Here is an 18609-nt window from a genome sequence, read left to right as displayed (position 1 = left end):
AGAGCGGCTGGGTCCAATCCTGATGATGGGCAAATGGGTGTCAGATCCATACCATGATTCCATTTCACGTGTTTTGCTACAATGTATGACTTGTCCCGTGAGAATATTCATGGGTAAAATAAAAAAGCCCCGGCAGAACGCAATACGCGCCCTGCCAGGACCTTGAAGAACTCTAGGCTTTCACACCGAATAATTTTTTAATTTTCATAAAGACACCGGTTCTTTCTTCATCCAGGGATTGAAGCGGAACGGATTCTCCCAGGATTCGTCTCGCAATATTCCGGTAAGAAATAGAGGCTTTACTTGTCGAATCAAGAGCTATTGGTTCACCTTTATTGGAAGACTTGATTACATTCTCGTCATCGGCGACGATTCCAAGAAGATCGATGGAAAGATGCGTGGTGATTTCATCCACATCCAGCATTTCTCCGTTCTTCATCATATGACTTCGGATACGGTTGATCACAAGCTTCGGCGGCTCGATGTTTTCCTTTTCCAGCAAACCGATGATCCGGTCTGCATCCCGTACTGCCGAAATTTCAGGAGTCGTCACGACGATCGCACGATCCGCTCCTGCTACGGCATTTTTATATCCCTGTTCAATTCCTGCAGGGCAATCGATGATGATATAATCATAGTCTTGCTTTAAGTCCAGTACCAGCTTTTTCATCTGTTCAGGATTGACAGCGGATTTATCACTGGTCTGTGCAGCGGGCAGTAAAAAGAGTTTGTCCTCGAAACGCTTGTCTTTCACAAGGGCTTGATGGATTTTGCATCTACCCTCGACAACGTCCACTAAGTCATATATGATTCGGTTTTCAAGTCCCATCACCACGTCCAGGTTTCTGAGGCCGATATCCGTATCAATCAAACAAACCTTTTTGCCTTGTAGAGCTAATGCTGTACCAACATTGGCAGAAGTAGTCGTCTTTCCTACTCCTCCTTTACCTGAAGTAACAACTATGGCTTCACCCACATTAGCTTCCTCCTTTAAAACTAGTAATATTTGGTCTAAGATGCTTCAAAACTTGTAATCTGTCGACAACAATCTGTCCACTGTCATCCACATACGCGCATTCCATTTCACGGTGATCCCCATCTTCTACCCGATCGGGTGCCCGGTTTAAGGAATCCGCGATTCGCAGCTGGGATGGGGCCATTTTCGATGCCACAATAACCGATTCCTTATTTCCATTGCAGCCGGCATGGGCAATCCCTTTTAATGAACCTAATATGTAAATATTACCTCCAGCGAGGACTTTTCCCCCTGGGTTGATATCTCCCACAACGAGAATGTCGCCGGATACTTCCACGACCTGTCCCGAACGGATGACCCCAGTGAGGGTTTCGATATTTCGTTCATCTATAAGTTTCTCAGCATCATTCTTTGTTATGACATTGCTCAATACTTCGTTTACAACTAAATTGCGTTTTTGTCTAACAATATCCTTCAGCTCTTCAACTTGGTCTTCTGCTAAGTACCGGTTGCCGGTTTGTATATTGACCGTTAAAAGAGGGGTACCTTCTGTTTCCCGATAGTGGGCAGACAGCTTATCATCCAATTCCTTCTTTAACTCGCGAAACGAGCATTGATCGTTGAGATGAAGGGTCAGACCTTCTTTTGTTCCTTTTATCATCACATTTGGCTTCTTATTCATGTCGCAATTTTCACCTCAGTCGTCTATAAATTCGACATAAGCAGTGTCATTTCCTCTTTTTATGAAAAAATTACTAATTGTATTTATTCATCCAACCATTCTTTCCGTTTCTTCAGAAGATAGTTTCTAAATGGAAACGCAAGAATGATATAAAACAGGATATTCAAGACCAGTGTAGGCCATAAACGCCAATCCACAAACTGCATGAAAGTCAAATCCGTCCTCTTGATGATCAGATTGATCTGGTAGACCAAAAATTCCAATACAGAGATGTTCACCATGGAAATGATCCCTAACACGAAGAGGTTATTATGTAACACTTTCATCATCTGATGGGATAAAAAGATGACGAACGGAAATAACACCAGGTAAATTCCATTGATTTCAGTGTAATAGATATCAAATAGGAAGCCAAAAATGAGCCCATAAAGAAGTGCGGTCCGATATTGATAATAGGCACAAATAAAGAACAGCACAATAACAAGGAAATGGGGAACAATTATTTTCTGATCAAACCACTCTTCACTAGGGAACAAATGAACAAATAAGCTTTCGCTATAGTAAAAAATAATAGTCAATAAAGGAAGGAGGAGCCTGCTGATCATTGCTCTTCCTCCTCAACCGCATCTTCTTCTGTCACACCTTGAATTTCACGATCGATTACCATAACGTGCTCTAGATGATAGAAATCAGCAGCCGGCTTCACGTATGCCGTTTGCGTCAATCCATATTGATCAGGCTTGACTTCCTTTACTTCACCGATGACCAATCCCTTAGGAAATACACCGCCGAGACCAGAAGTCATGACTTTAGATCCTTTTTCGACCTTCATATCGTTGGAAATGCGTTTAACCAGAATCTCTTCTTCTTTGTTGTCATAACCTTCGATCCAGCCGTTAATATCCTCTTCTTTACTTTGAATGACAGTGGAAATTCGATTTTTTGTATTATTGGTCGAAATTAATTCCACTGTAGATGAAAATTTATTGACGCTTTTAATTTTCCCAATCAATCCTGCAGAAGAAATGACGGCCATATCAGACTTAATCCCGTTCACTTCACCTTTATCAATGGTGATGAGCTCCTGCCATTGATCCGGGTTTCTTGCAATGACGGTTGCCTGAATCGTACTATAGGCACGAAGGTTTTCCTTTTTATCCAGTACCGCCCGTAGTTCATCGTTATCTTGCTTCAGGTCTTTCACTTTTGTTTCAAGCTTGATTAATTCATCCAAGCGTGTTTTCAGCTTTTCATTTTCTGTGTATGTATTTTGAAGATCTTGAACGTTATCAACAACTCCGGCTACATAATTGACAGGTTTTGAAACCAACGACTGTCCGAATCCTACCATATCTTTCACAAACTGCTCAGGCCAGCTGATACTGTCCCGGTCCCGCAAAGAAAAACCGATTAATCCCACCAGGACGATGACACTGACGAGCAGAATGATCAAACGTTTATTCAGGAAGAATTGTGGCATGATGTACACCTCAACCTTTTCTCATTCTAGTAAATACTATATCAAAAATGATGATTTTTTGATATCATTCGTCAAAATATTCATGGTTCTTCGAAAAAAGATGGGGCCGGCCTTAAGGTTGCACCTGCACCCATAAGGAGACGTCCCCTATTGCTATCCTTTATTATTTTCCTCTTGTTTTGAATAAGTGAATGTGATCAAGGGCTTTACCAGTCCCAATCGCCACGCAATCCAGAGGCTCTTCCGCGATAAGGACCGGCATCTTCGTTTCATCGCTGATCACTTTATCCAAGTTACGCAGAAGTGCACCTCCACCTGTCAGCACAATCCCTCTATCCATGATATCCGCTGCAAGTTCCGGTGGTGTCTTTTCAAGCGTACTCTTAACGGCATCGACAATCGTGTATACGGTATCATGAAGGGCTGATGCAATTTCAACAGCTGTGATTTCAATCGTTTTCGGTAACCCTGTCAGCAGGTCACGACCGCGGATTTCCATCGACTCAATCCCTTCTGCATCTCCGGCAGATCCCACTTCCATCTTGATGGTTTCCGCTGTTCGGTCCCCAATCATCAGGTTATATGTTTTACGGATATAATTAATGATACTATCGTCCATTTCATCACCGGCAACACGGATCGACTGACTCGTCACGATTCCCCCTAAAGAGATGATGGCTACTTCCGTCGTTCCACCACCGATATCCACGACCATGCTACCCGTCGGTTCCCATACAGGTAGATTTGCCCCGATCGCCGCTGCGAAAGGCTCTTCAATCGTATAGGCATCACGTGCTCCCGCTTGTCTAGTGGCATCGATGACGGCTCGTTCTTCCACACCGGTAATGCCTGAAGGTACACAAACCATGACATAAGGCTTTCTGGAAAACGCACCTTTATTCCGTGTCGCCTGTTTTATGTAGTACTTCATCATCGTCGCTGTCGTTTCATAGTCAGCGATCACTCCGTCTTTCATCGGGCGAAGCGCGACTACATTCCCCGGTGTACGACCGATCATATTCTTCGCATCGTTCCCTACAGCAACGATCTGCTTGTTATCTGTCTGAAGTGCAACAACAGAAGGTTCGCGAACGACAATCCCCTTGCCTTTCACGTACACCAAAGTGTTAGCAGTTCCTAAATCAATCCCTAAATCTTTCGTTCCAAACATGGATGGTATCTCCCTTTCTGATACAAATTGGCTGGTTTTTAAAAGGTTTTATGTGTTTTCATAGGAGAGTTGTCCAATCACTCTCTATCTTCTTAATTTTCGTCACAATAATTGTTCGTTCATGCATAACGAAAAGACTCATTCTCTTGTAGAATGACTCTCTTATTTCAGTAAGCTCACGTTATATTGAATCACCATATTGTTTGTAAAAATCATAAGCTTTATTATAGCGTAACCAGGAAAAAAATCATAGTGTCATAAATACCCTTTTTCCTTTAAGCTGATAAACTTCTTCTCCCCTATTATAAGGTGATCGAGGATATCAATTCCAATGATTCGACCACACTCCACTAATCTTTTTGTCACTTCTATGTCTTCCTTGCTCGGTGTCGGATCTCCCGATGGATGGTTGTGAATACAAATGATGGAGGCTGCGGAGCGGCGGAAGGCTTCTTTAAAGACTTCTCTTGGATGAACAATGGAGGCATTGAGGCTTCCGATAAAGATGGTTTGCTTGTGGAGAACTTGATTCTTAGTGTTGAGGTATAAACAGACAAAATGCTCCTGTGCCAGGAACCTCATATCATTCATGACATAATTGGCTCCGTCTTCGGGGGAGCGGATCGAATATCTGTCGTCAAAGGCGAGATTACTGATGCGACGGCCAAATTCAACGGCAGCCATGATCTGGACGGCCTTGGCAAGTCCGATCCCTTTCGTTTTCGTAATCTCTTCAAGGGACGCATCCTTTAATAGATTCAATCCATCAAAATGAGTCAATAGCCTGTTGGATAATTGAAGTACAGACTCGGACTTTGTGCCTGTCCGGAGTAAAATCGCAAGCAGTTCCTGGTTGGATAAACTGGCTGCACCGCTTTGAATCATTCTTTCCCTTGGTCTCTCATCCTGGGGAAAATCACGGATCATCAACCTGTTTTCTTCCTGCTGAGGGATTGTTTTAACCATAGGTTCCTCCTATTCTTACGTGAAGGAGTCATTCTGAGTGAAGATAGCCCATTTCAAGTAAAACGCGGTTCACCCGTGAGATAGGCAAGCCAACGACGGAGAAATAATCTCCCTTGATTTTTTTGACGAATTTCGCTCCTATTCCCTGGATCCCATATGAACCCGCTTTATCAAATGGTTCTTCAGATGCGATATAATCATCGATCTCTTTGGAGCTCAACTCCCAAAACGTAACATCCGTTTTTTCATAAAAGAGTTTCTCCACCTCACCATGGACGATTGCGACACCTGTGTACACTTCATGGGCAGATCCCGATAGCATACTGAGCATTTCTTTAGCTTCTTCTTTAGACCCTGGCTTTCCAAGGATCTTTCCATCCTTTGTCACGACGGTGTCTGAACCGATGACATAATGAGTTGGATATTGATTTGATACTTCCTTGGCTTTTTTCTGTGCTAGATACATCACGACTTCATGTGGCATTAAATCGGATGAAAAGCTTTCATCTACATTGGAGCTCATAACAGAAAAAGAGAGTTGGATTTGTGCGAGTAGTTCTTTTCGACGGGGAGATTGTGAAGCGAGTATGAGGTTGGACACACCATACCAATCCTTTCAGAGTGAAAATTGGGAGATACAAGAATATACTACCAAAATCCCCTACTGTAAACAAGTGAAAAGAGAGCTGGTCTTAGACAGCTCTCTTCGTATGATTATTTCCTAGAAAATAGTCAGAATCAGTCGAAATCATAATCCGCCGTATAGGTGAAGATAAGATAATAATTCCCCTTGAATTTTTTGTGCATCCTCAGGAGATTTCATCGACGCAGCCATTTTCCCCGCGTCCACTAAGGACTTCTTCATCGAAGCAATGGACTCTTGACCTACCTGGATGCCTTCCAATTCCTTTATTCCCGATTGAACGGTCTTCATCGTTTCCTCATCTGGAGTCCCTCCAATCATCCCACTGCTGCTAACCTGTGCGATTGAAGTAAAGAGGGCATTCCCTTTTTCAAGAAATGTTTTCTCTTCTTTAGAGGCGTTGATTCCCTTAGATCCGAGAACAAAATCCTTAGCATACACCTCTACTCCTTGGTCCTTGAGTTTACTTCCAAGGGTTTTGGCCGTTTCCAGATCTCCCGAAACACCCAGAAATAAAAAGAATTGTCCGTCTTTCTCTACACTTGCATGAGAAAAGCCTTTTGCTGACAAAGTATCCTGCATGGCTTTTAATTGCTCCTCTGTCGAATACACACCTCCCTGAACGATTGAGGTGGAGAAATCTCCTAATTCGACGGCGGAAACCGCCTGTTGACCGTCCGCTTTCCCTGTAACTGTGTCGTCCTGCAGCGTCGCCGCCGGTGCAGCAGGTCCTTCAGTGGTTGTGATCACTTTAAGCGTCCCAAAGCCAAGGACCGCCCCCACGACAATCGCTCCGATCAAAGACATAATCAGATTAACCGAATCCTGAAAAGGGTTTGTGAAAGACCTTTTCTTCTTTTTACTTCCCGACACATAATGAATCTTTTTATATTCCTGCGGAGGCTCGGCTTCTTCATCAGGAAGGATCCAATCAAAACTGTCATCCTTCGCCTCTTCACCGGCAGCTGTTTCCGACTCCCCCAGCTTCCAATCATACACAAGAAGATCTTCATCGAACTTCGTTTTTTCCCCATTAATTTTGATAGAAATCTTTTTGTCGTTTTTCCCACGATTACCCATCATCGCCACCCTCCTTCATCTATTTTTTTCCATGCTATCACATCCCATAAAAAAAAGAACAAGACTTTTGTCGTCTTGTCCTAATAGGTTTTCGTCAAATTTTTTAGTTTTTCTTCAGGGATTTGATTGATAGAGTAGAAAACGGAATTTCTTCTTTTTCGCCACTATCATTTGTACAAAGATTGTATTCAATTCCCCTTAAACAGATGGATATCACGCTCTCCCCGTTCGCCAGGACATACGATTCATCATCCGGTGCCAAAACGGTTTTGGAATGGGGATCGAGTATCGGTTCGATCAAATTGGCCTCTACCAATTCTTTATAGGTTATCTTATTGATTTGCCGTTCCTGAAGCATGGCGTCTTTTGCATAGTATTGTGCAGAGCTTTTCATCGCCAGGGCATTGGCCACAAAGGCTTGGTGTTTGGATTTTTCAATGATCGTGTTGATCGCCAAAATGGCGATGACGGCAATGATACCTAGTATGACAATCACAGCCAGCAATTCAACAAGCGTGTAGCCTCTTTCATTTTTAATCATCATTCATCAGACCTTTAATGGGTATCTTGTTCTTCTGACTTTTGTTCTGGGAATTGCTGAAAGGGATTCTTTTTGTTTGATGGTACAGGTGCATCCAGCTTAGGGAGTTCCTTCTCAAGTTCTACTAAACCGGGTAAGTAAAAAGCAGAAACAACGATATTCAATTGAATGTTTTCGAATTCATCCTCGTACTGCAGTAATTCCGCAGGACCACTGAAAGAAATCTGTTCCACTTCGACGATGCGGTGCAGTTCTTCTAATTTCTTGATGAATTCTTCTATTTCAAAATAGCTCTTCGCTTCGACAGACATGGTGGCAGTCAATTTTTGAAGACCAGAAGGAAGAACCTCAGCAGGTTCAGCGCTGTCTGTTGATACAGCCTCATCCGTTTCTGAGGTTGCCTCAATGGGAGACGTAACCGCTTCTTCTGTTACAGGAAGAGCCACTGTACCTTCTGTAAATTCAATACTCGTTATCAAGCTATCCGAGACGATTTCAGCCTTCTCGAGGTCGATGAGAAGCTGCTGTGTCAACGGTTTTACCGGCACCTTCTGTTGAAGGGAACTTGAATTTTCAAATGAATCCTGTTTGATGGAGGCAATTTTGTTATCCAATACTTCTACCAGTTTCGTTTCAGTCTGAATTTCATTTTGTAGACTTTCTTTTTGACTCTTGACCGGTAAATAGAAAAACCAGACACAACCTAAGATCAAACTCAACACTAAAACGCTGGAGGTACCGATGAATAGCCATTCTTTTCTATCGAACTGAATGTTCATTCCGAATCGCCCCCTTGTTCATCGGAATTTCCTTCTGTTTCGATCTCTTTGATTGCGACTCTATTTAATATGATGTCATATTGAGCTATGTATCTAGGTAGAACAGATTCTGTATTGACGGCAGATTGTTCTTTTTCCGAGATGGCTTCCGTAGCCAGGGATGATAGTTTGGCATCCTCGATGTACTTAGATTCTTTCAGATGTGTTAAATAGTAAGCAGCTTCACTGCTTGTATCAAATTGAATGGATAACTGGATACTACCATCTTCTGCATATGTGAATTCTTTCATGAATCCCCGCTCCGGGAGCAATTCCACAAGATGATCCAAAACCGGTAAGGTATCGATCGGATAGTTCTCTGCCCAACCCACCGCACTTTCTAATTGTACCCACGCATCCGATGACTCAAAGTCTGAGATGTTTTGTTCTTTTTCAGCTCTTTGCTGCTTGGTACTCTGTAACTCAGTCGTTAGAGCATCGACATCTTTTCCAATATTCCCCACAAGAATAAAAAGAACGATAAGTGCAAGGATTCCGAGGGATATGACTCCTGTGACGACATACAGCCACTGGGGGCTCCTTTTTTCGCTTTGAGGTAATAAATTGATATCAACGAGCACTATATCACCTCTTTTAATCCCAACCCGATGGCAAGGAGGAATTCACTTGATAGTTTTTCATTGGAATGGGCATCACGTGCGACTGAAGGCACCTCGATGATGTCGATTTCAAATCGCTTTGACAAGAGGGTATGAATCTCCCCTACCATGGGATGATCGCCGGCAACGTAAATTTTGTTGATGGTTGATTCATCATTTGTAAGCGTATAGCGGTAAAAGCTGATCACTTTGTCGATTTCTTTCATAACGTCATCAAATGGCAGGGATTGAAAATTATTTTGATATGTTCTTTCCTCTACCACTTCCCTCTCATCCCCTAAACCGATCGGTCTGAAAAAGACAGGCTGATGATCATGGAAGATGGATACAGTGACATTTGACTGACTGAAATAGAGAAGCATTTCATGACTTTCTCTTTGAGTCATATCTAAAGAATGAATATAGCGATAATAAGCAAGCGGACTAATATCAGCCACAACGGGCTTTAAATGGGCACCGGTCAGCATCTGCTGATATTCCATGACAATATCTTCTGGTGCAGCGACAAGGATGATTTCTTTCTTATCTTCTTTATTGCCTACCACTACGACATCAAACACCGGATTCTCAAAAGGGAGATGGATACTCGTCCCAATCTCCAGGAACAAGTGACTCTTTACCTCATCGTCTTCGATATCGGAGGAGATAGACATCTTCCTGATGATCATCTGTGTATTCGGTACGATGAATTGAACTTCCCTCTTCTTCATCCCCCAATCGAGGACACATTCCTCCAAAAAGGCTTGAAATGCTTCTTTTTCAATGATTTTACCATCCGAGATCATTCCGTCCGCAATTCGTTTCTCTCCAAATTGATGGATATGTAGAGGAGATACAGACTTCAGTTCAACAAACCGAATCCATTGATCACTGATGACGATATTGATTTTGTTTTTATTCTTATTAAAGAGACGTGATAACATCTTGAATGACCCCTTTTAGCTGTATAAAGAAAAATACCAATACAGGATTGGCTGATGAAAGAAGTATGCCGCGAGCGTCCCTAAAACAATATAAGGTCCGAACGCAATGGGTTGTCCTTTTTTAAAGATGCCAAGTAGCAGTCCTGATATGCCGGCAACTGCCCCAAAAAGCGTGGAGAGGAAAAAGGAAAGCATCATTAGCTTGACCCCCACAACGAAGCCGATGACAGCGAATAGTTTAATATCACCACCGCCCATACCACCTTTACTGATAATAGCAATCAGGAGAAGAAGGCAAAAGCCGGTGAGTGCCCCCGCTATACTGTCCCACCAAGGGTGTAACGGAATGAATATGCGTTCGACGATAAACAGCCCCGAAAAAAACAACAGGACTTTATCGGGAATGACCATATATTTCAGGTCACTGACCGTGATGATCATGAACAGGGAAACAAGGGTCAGAGCGACAATCAGCTCAGCCTGTAAGCCCAGCATGGTATATGATAGTAAGAATAATAGTCCGGTTGATAATTCCATCAAAGGATAGAGAGGAGAAATGCGCCCTTTACACTGAGCGCATTTTCCACCTTGCATGATATATGATACTACCGGGATCAGTTCTCTGGCCGTCAGAGTATGCTGGCAGTACGGGCAGGCTGATCTTGGTTTGACGATTGACTTTTTTAGCGGTATCCGGAGGCCGACTACGTTGTAGAAGGAGCCTAGGAGGAGACCGTAAACAACTAGGAACAAAGTTATAACATTAACCATTTCCTAATTCTCTCGACTTATTGATATTCATTAGTTAATTTAGCTTAATATCGTCTCTTTTAAGATCTGCTGGATCTTTAGAAACAAAATATTTAGTATTATCTTCACCTATTAGAGTGACACTATAATCGTAGTTATTTGCATTTTTTGTAACTACAACTTTACTTTTTTTATCTGAATATGTTCCACCCGAGGGGTTATCCATATCTTCTACATATCCTCCGTCGACTAGTTCTTTCAAAGTAAATGTTTTTCCATCAGTAGCATCAACTTCAATTGAGGTAACTGCCAACCTAGCTGCGCTCACTATTTGCTGACCATTAGCTATGTGAGCATCTTTCTTGGAATTATTAATTAGTCCTCCAATACTTGGTACAGCAATCGCCGCGATGATTCCCAAAATAACCACAACAGCCAGTAACTCGATAAGCGTCAATCCACGCTCATTTTTCAATCTTTGACCCATTTTCTTTAACATGGTAATTCCTCCTGTTTATTTATCTTTTACTAAAAACTAGTAATCTAGTACTAGTATACAACAATCATCCGACAAAAAAATCATATTTTTTGTAAAATAATTGCTATTTACTGATAGTTCTGAACACTATTGAAGATTTCGAACATCGGAACGAGAATCGAGGTCACGATGGTCCCGACAAGTCCTGCAAGCATCACAATCATGAGTGGTTCAATCAATGATTTCAATCGGTCCGTTGCACTTTCCACTTCTTTTTCATAGAAGTCTGCCACCTTTGCAAGCATGGAGTCCAGTGACCCCGTTTCTTCTCCAATTGCAATCATCTGCGTCACTAATGGAGGAAAAGCCCAATGCCGTTTCATCGGATCCGTTAGGGAAGTCCCTTTTTCCAGTGATCTTCGGGATTCACCAATCACACGGGCGACGACTTCGTTTTCCACCACTTTTTCCACTATAGCTAACGCCTGCAAAATAGGGACCGAACTTGAAAATAATGAACTTAACGTTCTCGTCATTCTAGCAAGGACCGCTTTCTGAAGCATCCTTCCAAAGATCGGTATCCTCAGGACAGCATAATCCAGATAATATTTCGATTTCTTGTCTTTTCTTAAAACGGCAAGGATGACTGCGATAAGTACGAAAAACAATATGATGATGTACCAGAATTTTTGCATGAAATCACTTGATGCAATGACAAATTTGGTGATGGCAGGCAGTTCGCCGCCGAAATCGTTCAGCATGTTCACAAACGTCGGAACAACGGCAGCCAGAAGGAAGATCACGACCCCGATGGCAATGACGCCGACCAGCATTGGATAAGCAAGAGCTGAGATGATTTTCTGTTTCGTGATATGCTGCTTTTCATAATGGGTTGCGAGCCCTTCCAACGTTTCATCCAGGCTCCCCGATGCTTCACCTGCTTTGAGCATATTGATTAAGAGCGGCTCGAAGATTTTCTTATGTCGTGAAAAGGCTTCAGACAACGGATTTCCGTCCCTGAGCTCATCCTCGATTTCCTTCAGTGCTTTACTAAGTGCCTTACTCTCTGTCTGTTCGCCCAAAATATGAGTGGCATCGACGACGGTTACCCCGGCTTGAAGCAGTGTGGCAAACTGACGCAAAAAAATGACGAGATGCTGTAATTTAACCGGGTTCCCGATCGTGATGTCCTTTGTCATAAGAGTTTCCGGCATCTCAAGGATATCAATGACCCTTACTTCCTGCTTCTTCAACTGAATGAGGGCATCCTTCTTGGATGATGCCGTGATGATTCCCGATTTCTTTCCTTTTTGTCCTCTACCGGTATACTTATAACGTCCCATTTATTGAGGAATCTCCTCTCTGATATAAGGAAACGCCATTTCCTTAGAAATGATGCCACTCTCATACAGTTTCATTATACTGTCACTCATGATGTGCATACCTGAAGTTTTGGACGTCTGCATGACGTTTTGGATCTGATGGACTTTCTCTGAACGGATCAGGTTGGCGATTGCCGCGTTGTTCATCAAAAGCTCGGTCGCAGCCCTTCTTCCTTTCTTATCCACGGTTGCAAACAATCGTTGGGAAAGGATCCCGACAAGGACCGATGCCAACTGCACCCGGATTTGTGACTGCTGCTCCGGAGGGAATACGTCTACGATCCGCTCAATCGTGGCTGGCGCACTCGATGTATGAAGGGTCGCAAGGACAAGGTGACCGGTCTCTGCTGCCGTAATGGCAGTATGAATGGTTTCCAGGTCCCGCATCTCCCCTACAAGGATGATGTCTGGGTCCTGCCTCAAGGCACTCCTCAGCCCTTTAGAAAATGAATGTGTATCAAATCCCACTTCACGCTGATCAATGATGGACGCCCCATGCTTATGGAGGTACTCAATCGGATCCTCAAGGGTGATGATATGCTTCCTCATTTTCCGGTTCATATAATCTACAATGGATGCGAGTGTGGTTGACTTTCCACTTCCCGTAGGTCCAGTCACCAGGAACAACCCCTGTGGTTTTTCAGCGATTGTCTTTAATGCATGAGGGAGAAATAATTCTTCCATGGTCGGAATGGAGGTTGGGATGACGCGAATGGCTAAAGATACGCATGATCTTTGCTTGAATGCATTCACCCTGAATCTCGATACACCAGGAATGCCGTAGGAAAAATCCAATTCTCCTGCCTCTTCGAATGCAGGGTACATATGATCGGAAATAATCGCCTTCGCCATCAACTCTGTGCTGTCTGGCACTAAATGTTCTTTACCGAATCTTTTTAAATCACCATGAATGCGGAAGATAGGAGGTGATCCCACTGTTAGATGGATATCGGATGCCCCCAGCTCGTATGCATTCTTTAAGAGATAATCAATTTTTTCTTTCATTGCTTTCACCTACTCTGAAATCGCTACTCGTAATACTTCTTCCGTCGTGGTCAAACCTTGTTTCACCTTCAACAAGCCGTCATCGATCAAGAATATGGTTTTGTTTCGTACCGCGTGCTCCCTAAGCTTGGAGAACGGTTCGTTATTCAGGATGACTTTCTTCATTTCATCATCCATGACAAGGACCTCGTGAATGGCGATCCTTCCTTTGTAACCGGTCATATTACAAGAGGAGCATCCTCTCCCCCGGGTGATGGTCTCAATCTTCATTCCCCTTTTGGCGAATATTTCGACCTCCCGTTTAGTGGCCGGCACCTCTTGTTTGCAGTCTCGGCACACCTTCCGGATCAAGCGTTGAGCGACGACCCCGCTCAGTGAAGAAGCAACTAAAAATGGCTCCACTCCCATATCCAATAGTCTCGTCACTGTACTGATCGAATCATTCGTATGAATAGTACTCAGGACAAGATGACCTGTTAAGGAAGCACGAATGGAAACTTCTACGGTTTCCCTATCCCGGATCTCCCCGACCATAATGATATTTGGATCTTGACGCAGTATCGCACGGAGACCCTTCGCAAAGGTCAAGCCAACATTTTGATTCACACCGATCTGATTGATTCCCTCAAGCTGATACTCAACGGGGTCTTCTATGGTAATGATGTTCACCTCTTCACTGTTGAGGTGATTTAACGCCGCATATAAAGTTGAAGACTTTCCTGAACCGGTTGGTCCTGTGATGAGGACGATTCCGGTGGGCTGTTGGATCATCTTCATGAATCGCTGATGATTCACCTTGTTGAACCCCAGTTTCGATAAGTCATTCAGGCTCGATCCTAAATCAAGAATCCTCAGTACGATCTTTTCCCCATAAACGGTCGGCAATGTCGATACACGCAAGTCGATGGGATGGAAATCGATATTCACTTTTATTCGCCCGTCCTGAGGGACCCTGAATTCGGTTATGTCGAGATTCGCCATGATTTTAAGCCTGGCAATCAACATGCTTTGCATATGCTTGGGAAGATTTCGTTCCGTTCTAAGAATGCCGTCCACTCTGTAACGAATAACGACTTTCGTCTCCTGCGGGTCGATATGTATGTCACTTGCCTTTTGTGTCACCGCATTGGAGAGAATTCCGTTGACTAATCGGACGATGGGTGAGTCAGAGTCAACCACCGTCTCTTCTTCTACTCGATTTTGATTCCGATTTTCCTGGAAAAGATCTTCAAATCCATCCTCTAAGTCATAGAACTTATTGATGACTTTGAGGATGTCATCCTTCGTCGCAATCGCTGTTTCAATTTGGAAGCCTGTCGCTAAACGCAAATCCTCGATGGCGTAAAAGTCCAGAGGATCACTCATCGCCACAAAAAGCTTGTCCCCTTCTTTTTTGAGGGGAATCATCAAATTCCTTTTCGCTGATTCTTTCGGAATCAAATGGAATAAATTCGTCTCAAAAGGATATCGGTATAAGCTGACATGGGGAATCCCCAATTGGAATTCCAATACTTCAATCAACTGCTGCTCTGTTATATATCCCCTTTGAAGGAGGGCATCCCCCAACTTCTGCCCCTTAGCCTTATCTTTCAGCGTATCCTGTAATTGTGATTGTGAGATAATTCCTGCGTCGACCAGGAGGTCTCCAAGCCTCTTTCTTATGGTGGTCACCTTATCACCCGCTTTTATGGCTTATTTATAATCTTTTTTCTTTTGGGTTGTGCTTTTTTCTGATGAAGTGGAAGAATCCTGATTAGCGGATTCTTCATTTTGATCACTTTCGGAGCTGCTTCCCTGCTCAACATCATCCACTGAGGAATTCTCATCGTCTCCGCCAGTTTCTTCGCCATTTTCACTCTCTGGTACATTATCATATGTTTCACTAGGGGTTTCCTGGATCTCCTGAAGTGGATAAACCATCACCTTATGCTGTGGTGCATAAAAATCTTCGTTGATCAGTTCTTCTGAGAGGATTTCCCCTGTAGTACTCAATTTTTGTTTATAGACCCGGATCAGAATTCCGTCTTTTCCTTCCTGTTGAATATCGACGCTTCCTTTTTCAACAAACGGGCTGAACTGTTTGATTACCCGTGGAGGAAAGGTTTCTTTTTCTGACAATCGGACGTTATACGAATTCGGAAAAGGGATTCCCTGCAAATGCGCCTTGATTCTATTATCTTGAATGGCAAGCTTCAATTCATAAACGGTTGAGTTCGGATTGGTGATGACAAAGTCCTGATTATTCAATGGATTGAACTTTGCTTCAAACCCCAAGGTCGCATAGTCAGGAAGCTCTTTACTTATGTTTCGTTCAATGATGGAAAAGTTGGAATGTAAGGTGATCTGGTAGAGTAATGATGCAACTGGACTTAAGTCGGTCTGAGATTCAACTACAAATCCTTCTGTTTCCAGGAAGTCCGAGAAGGAAAACTGAGAATTCGGTTCAATGAGAATGGAGGGGTAATTGTCAATAAAGCTCTTAAGCGTTGGTGTAACCTCTAATTCATTAGAAACTGCTTCAAATATGATTTGTGTAGATTGATTACTGGATAAATAGTCGAATACATTGACCGTTTCTCCTTTGTTGAGACTCCCTGCTAAGGAAAGGATGTATTCCTTTAGAGAAGCAGAGTTCAGGTCATCACTATTATATTCTGGAAGATGATTGGATAAGAAAGAATTCAATTCTTTATCATCCATCGTTACGATTAAGCTCGTGCTATCATTATCGGTGAGTTTTTCTATACTTTCTTCCAGATGGAATTGAAAGAGTGACGGATCGAGCCTGACACTCTCTCCGTCGAGCTGGATCAGGATATTTTGATTCCGTTTCCACTCCGCTATTTTTTCGTTCAGGATCTTCACGGCTTCTTCTTTGTTTGCTCCACCCAGATGAATAGATGCAACCGCTGCATGTTTCGAAAGATTGAGTGACTTAACAAAGAACGTTTCATAAGCAAAAACGCCTAAATGAGAAAAACCATAAAGAAAAAACGTGGAAAAGAATAAAACGGTCATCAACTTTACAAGCAGACCTTTTTTCACATCAGGCGCTCCTTCCTGCTACTTCCTACTTTATATTCATCGTTAAATCAACAAACACAGACGGACCTGCATCTTGTGCGGCTTTAATATCTGATTCCGTCAAAGAGGAGCCCTTGGCAATCAACAAATCCCCCTCTAAATTATAAATATCTTCTGTCACTCTTTTTCCCGTTAATAATTCAGTCTGCTTCGATTTGATGGTATGCAAACCATATGGTTGAGTGTGGGTGTGAGTGACTTCGACCTCTTCATCCACTGGCAGAGGGCTTTCAATTTGATCAAAAGCGCCTTTAAAGTTCTCAGCAGCATCTTCGTTTACGATGATGATATCCTTTCCGAAAGTTAATACATGTTCTGTTCCAAGGAAATAGGTATTGTCCTTTGCATGTAGCTCCAATGAAACGATGGCTCCTGTTTCATCATCCACATAATATTCTTGAATGCTCCCAATCATTTGCCCTTTGCGGGTCATGACACGGGTATCATTGATTTTAATCTTTTTGTTCACAAGCTGATTGGCAATCGGAATTTCATTCAAGTCGATGACCGCATTTTCATTTTCTACTGTGACGGCGTACTCCCCGATCCCGACAACCTTTTTAAATGGTATTGCCTTGACACTTACTTGCCAATCTTCATGTTCAATCGTAAGGAAGTCTACGGATCCTTTTTCCGGGTTGATCACGAGTGATTTAACTCTCCCTATTTCACTTCCATCGTTAATACTGATAATGGGTAATGTTTTCATTTCTGCACTTTTCTTCATGTCATCTCACCTATTCTATCATTTTATTTCGTTTGATTTTCCATCGCCATTTCTTTGGTTTGCTCTATATCCAATTTGATATAAGGATACTCTTTGAACCTCTCTTCGATCCCTTTGGTGAACATAGCCAAATCTTCATATTGCTTTGTTGTCATGTAATGATCCATTAGTATCCTTGCAAATGTATAGTAATCTTGATCATGTAAACTTGGGTGTAGATAATGCTTAAGCATGTTCTCCATCTGGTCAGTGGATAATAGACTGCGAGATAATGAGATTTGTTCAATCATCGTCTTCATCACTTCCCGCATGATCCTGTTACGCTTTGGCAGTTGATCTTCATGCGATTCTTTTTCTGCCGGCTGGTATATGTCATTTTCCGGGCCTTCAAGTAGATTCTCTTCTTCCAATAGCTCAGCCTCAAGGTCTGCTTTTTCCTCTTCGTCGGCTAATTCCTCATTTTCAGTTTCATCACGGACTACTGGAATAACTTCCATTTCTTCCACTGCTTCTTCTAAATCAGAATCATTGATCATGCTTTCAATTTCACTTAAATCAACATCAATTAATTCACTTTCTTCCAGCACTTCCTGTTCAGCCATCATTTCGTTCGTATTCTCAATAAACCATTCACTTTCATCATCCTGAATCGGTGTTGATTCTGTTTCAGAAGCTGCTACAATATGTTCAAGTAATATTTCATCCTGATCCTGTAAAGGCTCTTTAGGATCATTGGACTCCAGTATCTCGGTTTCATTCTCTTCAACATGCTCTTCAAGGTCTATCTGTTCCATCTCTTCTTCTTCTGAAATCTCTTCTGTAACATCTCTCACTTCCGGAGTATCTTCTGACACTCTCTCTTTATGTATATCTAACTCTTGTGGTTCTTGGACTTCGATCTTTTGCTCCTCATACATATTCGATCCTGCTCCTGCCGTCACCAACATCAATCCACTGAATCGCTGCTCGATCATATAAGACGCCAACCCCAATAAAACGACTAACATGATCGAAATTGCCCAGATCGGGTATTGACTCGAAGCAACAATCCCAAGGAGTGTCAAACCAAATGATAAACCCGCTATCAATAATTTCCCCTGCTTACTGATGCCTATCGGGACAAAATATAAAATAGGTAACAATAGAATAAGTGCAACCAACGAAAATAGGTAAATCATCCTAAACCTAACTCCTTCCTGTGATAAATTTCTTACAAATTAGACTTTTTTTAACAAGTTTCGACTATTAAATATTGTATAATAAAGTCAGGTATTTTGAAAGCA

Annotated in this window: 20 protein-coding genes; all 20 read right to left on the bottom strand. The window is 42.5% G+C overall.

Annotated elements, in window-relative coordinates; translation table 11 throughout:
- Positions 1-172 precede the first annotated feature (172 nt).
- The 20 genes from minD to LCL96_RS02945 all read right to left on the bottom strand — a co-directional run bounded on the left by minD (position 173) and on the right by LCL96_RS02945 (position 18504).
- Complete coding sequence (gene minD / locus LCL96_RS03040) at positions 173-976, bottom strand: septum site-determining protein MinD (RefSeq protein WP_224939995.1); 804 nt, start codon at positions 974-976, stop codon at positions 173-175.
- Position 977: 1 nt separating this feature from the next.
- Positions 978-1658: a septum site-determining protein MinC gene (gene minC, locus LCL96_RS03035; RefSeq protein ID WP_224939994.1), complete on the bottom strand. Its 681-nt coding sequence runs from the start codon at positions 1656-1658 to the stop codon at positions 978-980.
- A gap of 83 nt (positions 1659-1741) precedes the next feature.
- Complete coding sequence (gene mreD / locus LCL96_RS03030; protein ID WP_224939993.1) at positions 1742-2263, bottom strand: rod shape-determining protein MreD; 522 nt, start codon at positions 2261-2263, stop codon at positions 1742-1744.
- Positions 2260-3138 carry a rod shape-determining protein MreC gene (gene mreC / locus LCL96_RS03025; RefSeq protein WP_224939992.1) on the bottom strand — a complete coding sequence of 293 codons (879 nt, stop codon included), beginning with the start codon at positions 3136-3138 and terminating at the stop codon, positions 2260-2262. Before mreC ends, mreD begins: the two co-directional genes overlap by 4 nt.
- 163 nt (positions 3139-3301) lie before the next feature.
- Positions 3302-4309, bottom strand: a complete 1008-nt coding sequence (locus LCL96_RS03020; RefSeq protein ID WP_224939991.1) for a rod shape-determining protein — start codon at positions 4307-4309, stop codon at positions 3302-3304.
- 255 nt (positions 4310-4564) lie between these two features.
- Entirely contained in the window at positions 4565-5275 is a 711-nt protein-coding gene (radC, locus tag LCL96_RS03015; RefSeq protein WP_318246398.1) for a RadC family protein, read from the bottom strand.
- A 28-nt stretch (positions 5276-5303) separates the two neighbouring features.
- A complete protein-coding gene (locus LCL96_RS03010; protein ID WP_224939990.1) occupies positions 5304-5876 on the bottom strand; it encodes a Maf family protein in 573 nt (190 codons plus the stop codon).
- 147 nt (positions 5877-6023) lie between these two features.
- Positions 6024-7001: an SPOR domain-containing protein gene (locus LCL96_RS03005; protein ID WP_224939989.1), complete on the bottom strand. Its 978-nt coding sequence runs from the start codon at positions 6999-7001 to the stop codon at positions 6024-6026.
- Positions 7002-7101: 100 nt separating this feature from the next.
- Positions 7102-7542, bottom strand: a complete 441-nt coding sequence (locus tag LCL96_RS03000; RefSeq protein ID WP_224939988.1) for a type II secretion system protein — start codon at positions 7540-7542, stop codon at positions 7102-7104.
- A gap of 11 nt (positions 7543-7553) precedes the next feature.
- The gene (locus LCL96_RS02995) at positions 7554-8318 is read right to left on the bottom strand and encodes a hypothetical protein (protein ID WP_224939987.1); all 765 of its coding nucleotides are present in this window, start codon (positions 8316-8318) and stop codon (positions 7554-7556) included.
- On the bottom strand, positions 8315-8938 hold the full coding sequence (locus tag LCL96_RS02990) for a hypothetical protein (RefSeq protein WP_224939986.1): 624 nt from the start codon (positions 8936-8938) through the stop codon (positions 8315-8317). The genes LCL96_RS02995 and LCL96_RS02990 overlap by 4 nt, the downstream gene beginning before the upstream one ends.
- A complete protein-coding gene (gene pilM / locus LCL96_RS02985) occupies positions 8938-9900 on the bottom strand; it encodes a type IV pilus biogenesis protein PilM (protein WP_224939985.1) in 963 nt (320 codons plus the stop codon). The genes LCL96_RS02990 and pilM overlap by 1 nt, the downstream gene beginning before the upstream one ends.
- A gap of 15 nt (positions 9901-9915) precedes the next feature.
- On the bottom strand, positions 9916-10671 hold the full coding sequence (locus tag LCL96_RS02980; protein WP_224939984.1) for a prepilin peptidase: 756 nt from the start codon (positions 10669-10671) through the stop codon (positions 9916-9918).
- Between the two features lie 34 nt (positions 10672-10705).
- Positions 10706-11149, bottom strand: a complete 444-nt coding sequence (locus LCL96_RS02975; RefSeq protein ID WP_224939983.1) for a competence type IV pilus major pilin ComGC — start codon at positions 11147-11149, stop codon at positions 10706-10708.
- 107 nt (positions 11150-11256) lie between these two features.
- Positions 11257-12471, bottom strand: coding sequence for a type II secretion system F family protein (locus LCL96_RS02970; protein ID WP_224939982.1), 1215 nt, complete (start codon positions 12469-12471; stop codon positions 11257-11259).
- Positions 12472-13515: a type IV pilus twitching motility protein PilT gene (locus tag LCL96_RS02965; protein ID WP_224939981.1), complete on the bottom strand. Its 1044-nt coding sequence runs from the start codon at positions 13513-13515 to the stop codon at positions 12472-12474. It abuts the gene before it with no gap.
- Between the two features lie 9 nt (positions 13516-13524).
- Entirely contained in the window at positions 13525-15186 is a 1662-nt protein-coding gene (locus tag LCL96_RS02960; protein ID WP_224939980.1) for a GspE/PulE family protein, read from the bottom strand.
- Positions 15187-15207: 21 nt separating this feature from the next.
- On the bottom strand, positions 15208-16560 hold the full coding sequence (locus LCL96_RS02955; RefSeq protein ID WP_224939979.1) for a G5 domain-containing protein: 1353 nt from the start codon (positions 16558-16560) through the stop codon (positions 15208-15210).
- Positions 16561-16585: 25 nt separating this feature from the next.
- Positions 16586-17326 (bottom strand): PRC-barrel domain-containing protein, encoded by a 741-nt coding sequence (locus tag LCL96_RS02950; RefSeq protein ID WP_224939978.1) that lies wholly within the window; start codon positions 17324-17326, stop codon positions 16586-16588.
- A gap of 23 nt (positions 17327-17349) precedes the next feature.
- On the bottom strand, positions 17350-18504 hold the full coding sequence (locus LCL96_RS02945; protein ID WP_224939977.1) for a hypothetical protein: 1155 nt from the start codon (positions 18502-18504) through the stop codon (positions 17350-17352).
- Positions 18505-18609: the final 105 nt, after the last annotated feature.

The organism is Rossellomorea aquimaris (genome assembly GCF_020172085.1).
Lineage (GTDB): Bacteria > Bacillota > Bacilli > Bacillales > Bacillaceae_B > Rossellomorea > Rossellomorea aquimaris_E.
This window is presented reverse-complemented; position numbering and strand designations above follow the sequence as displayed.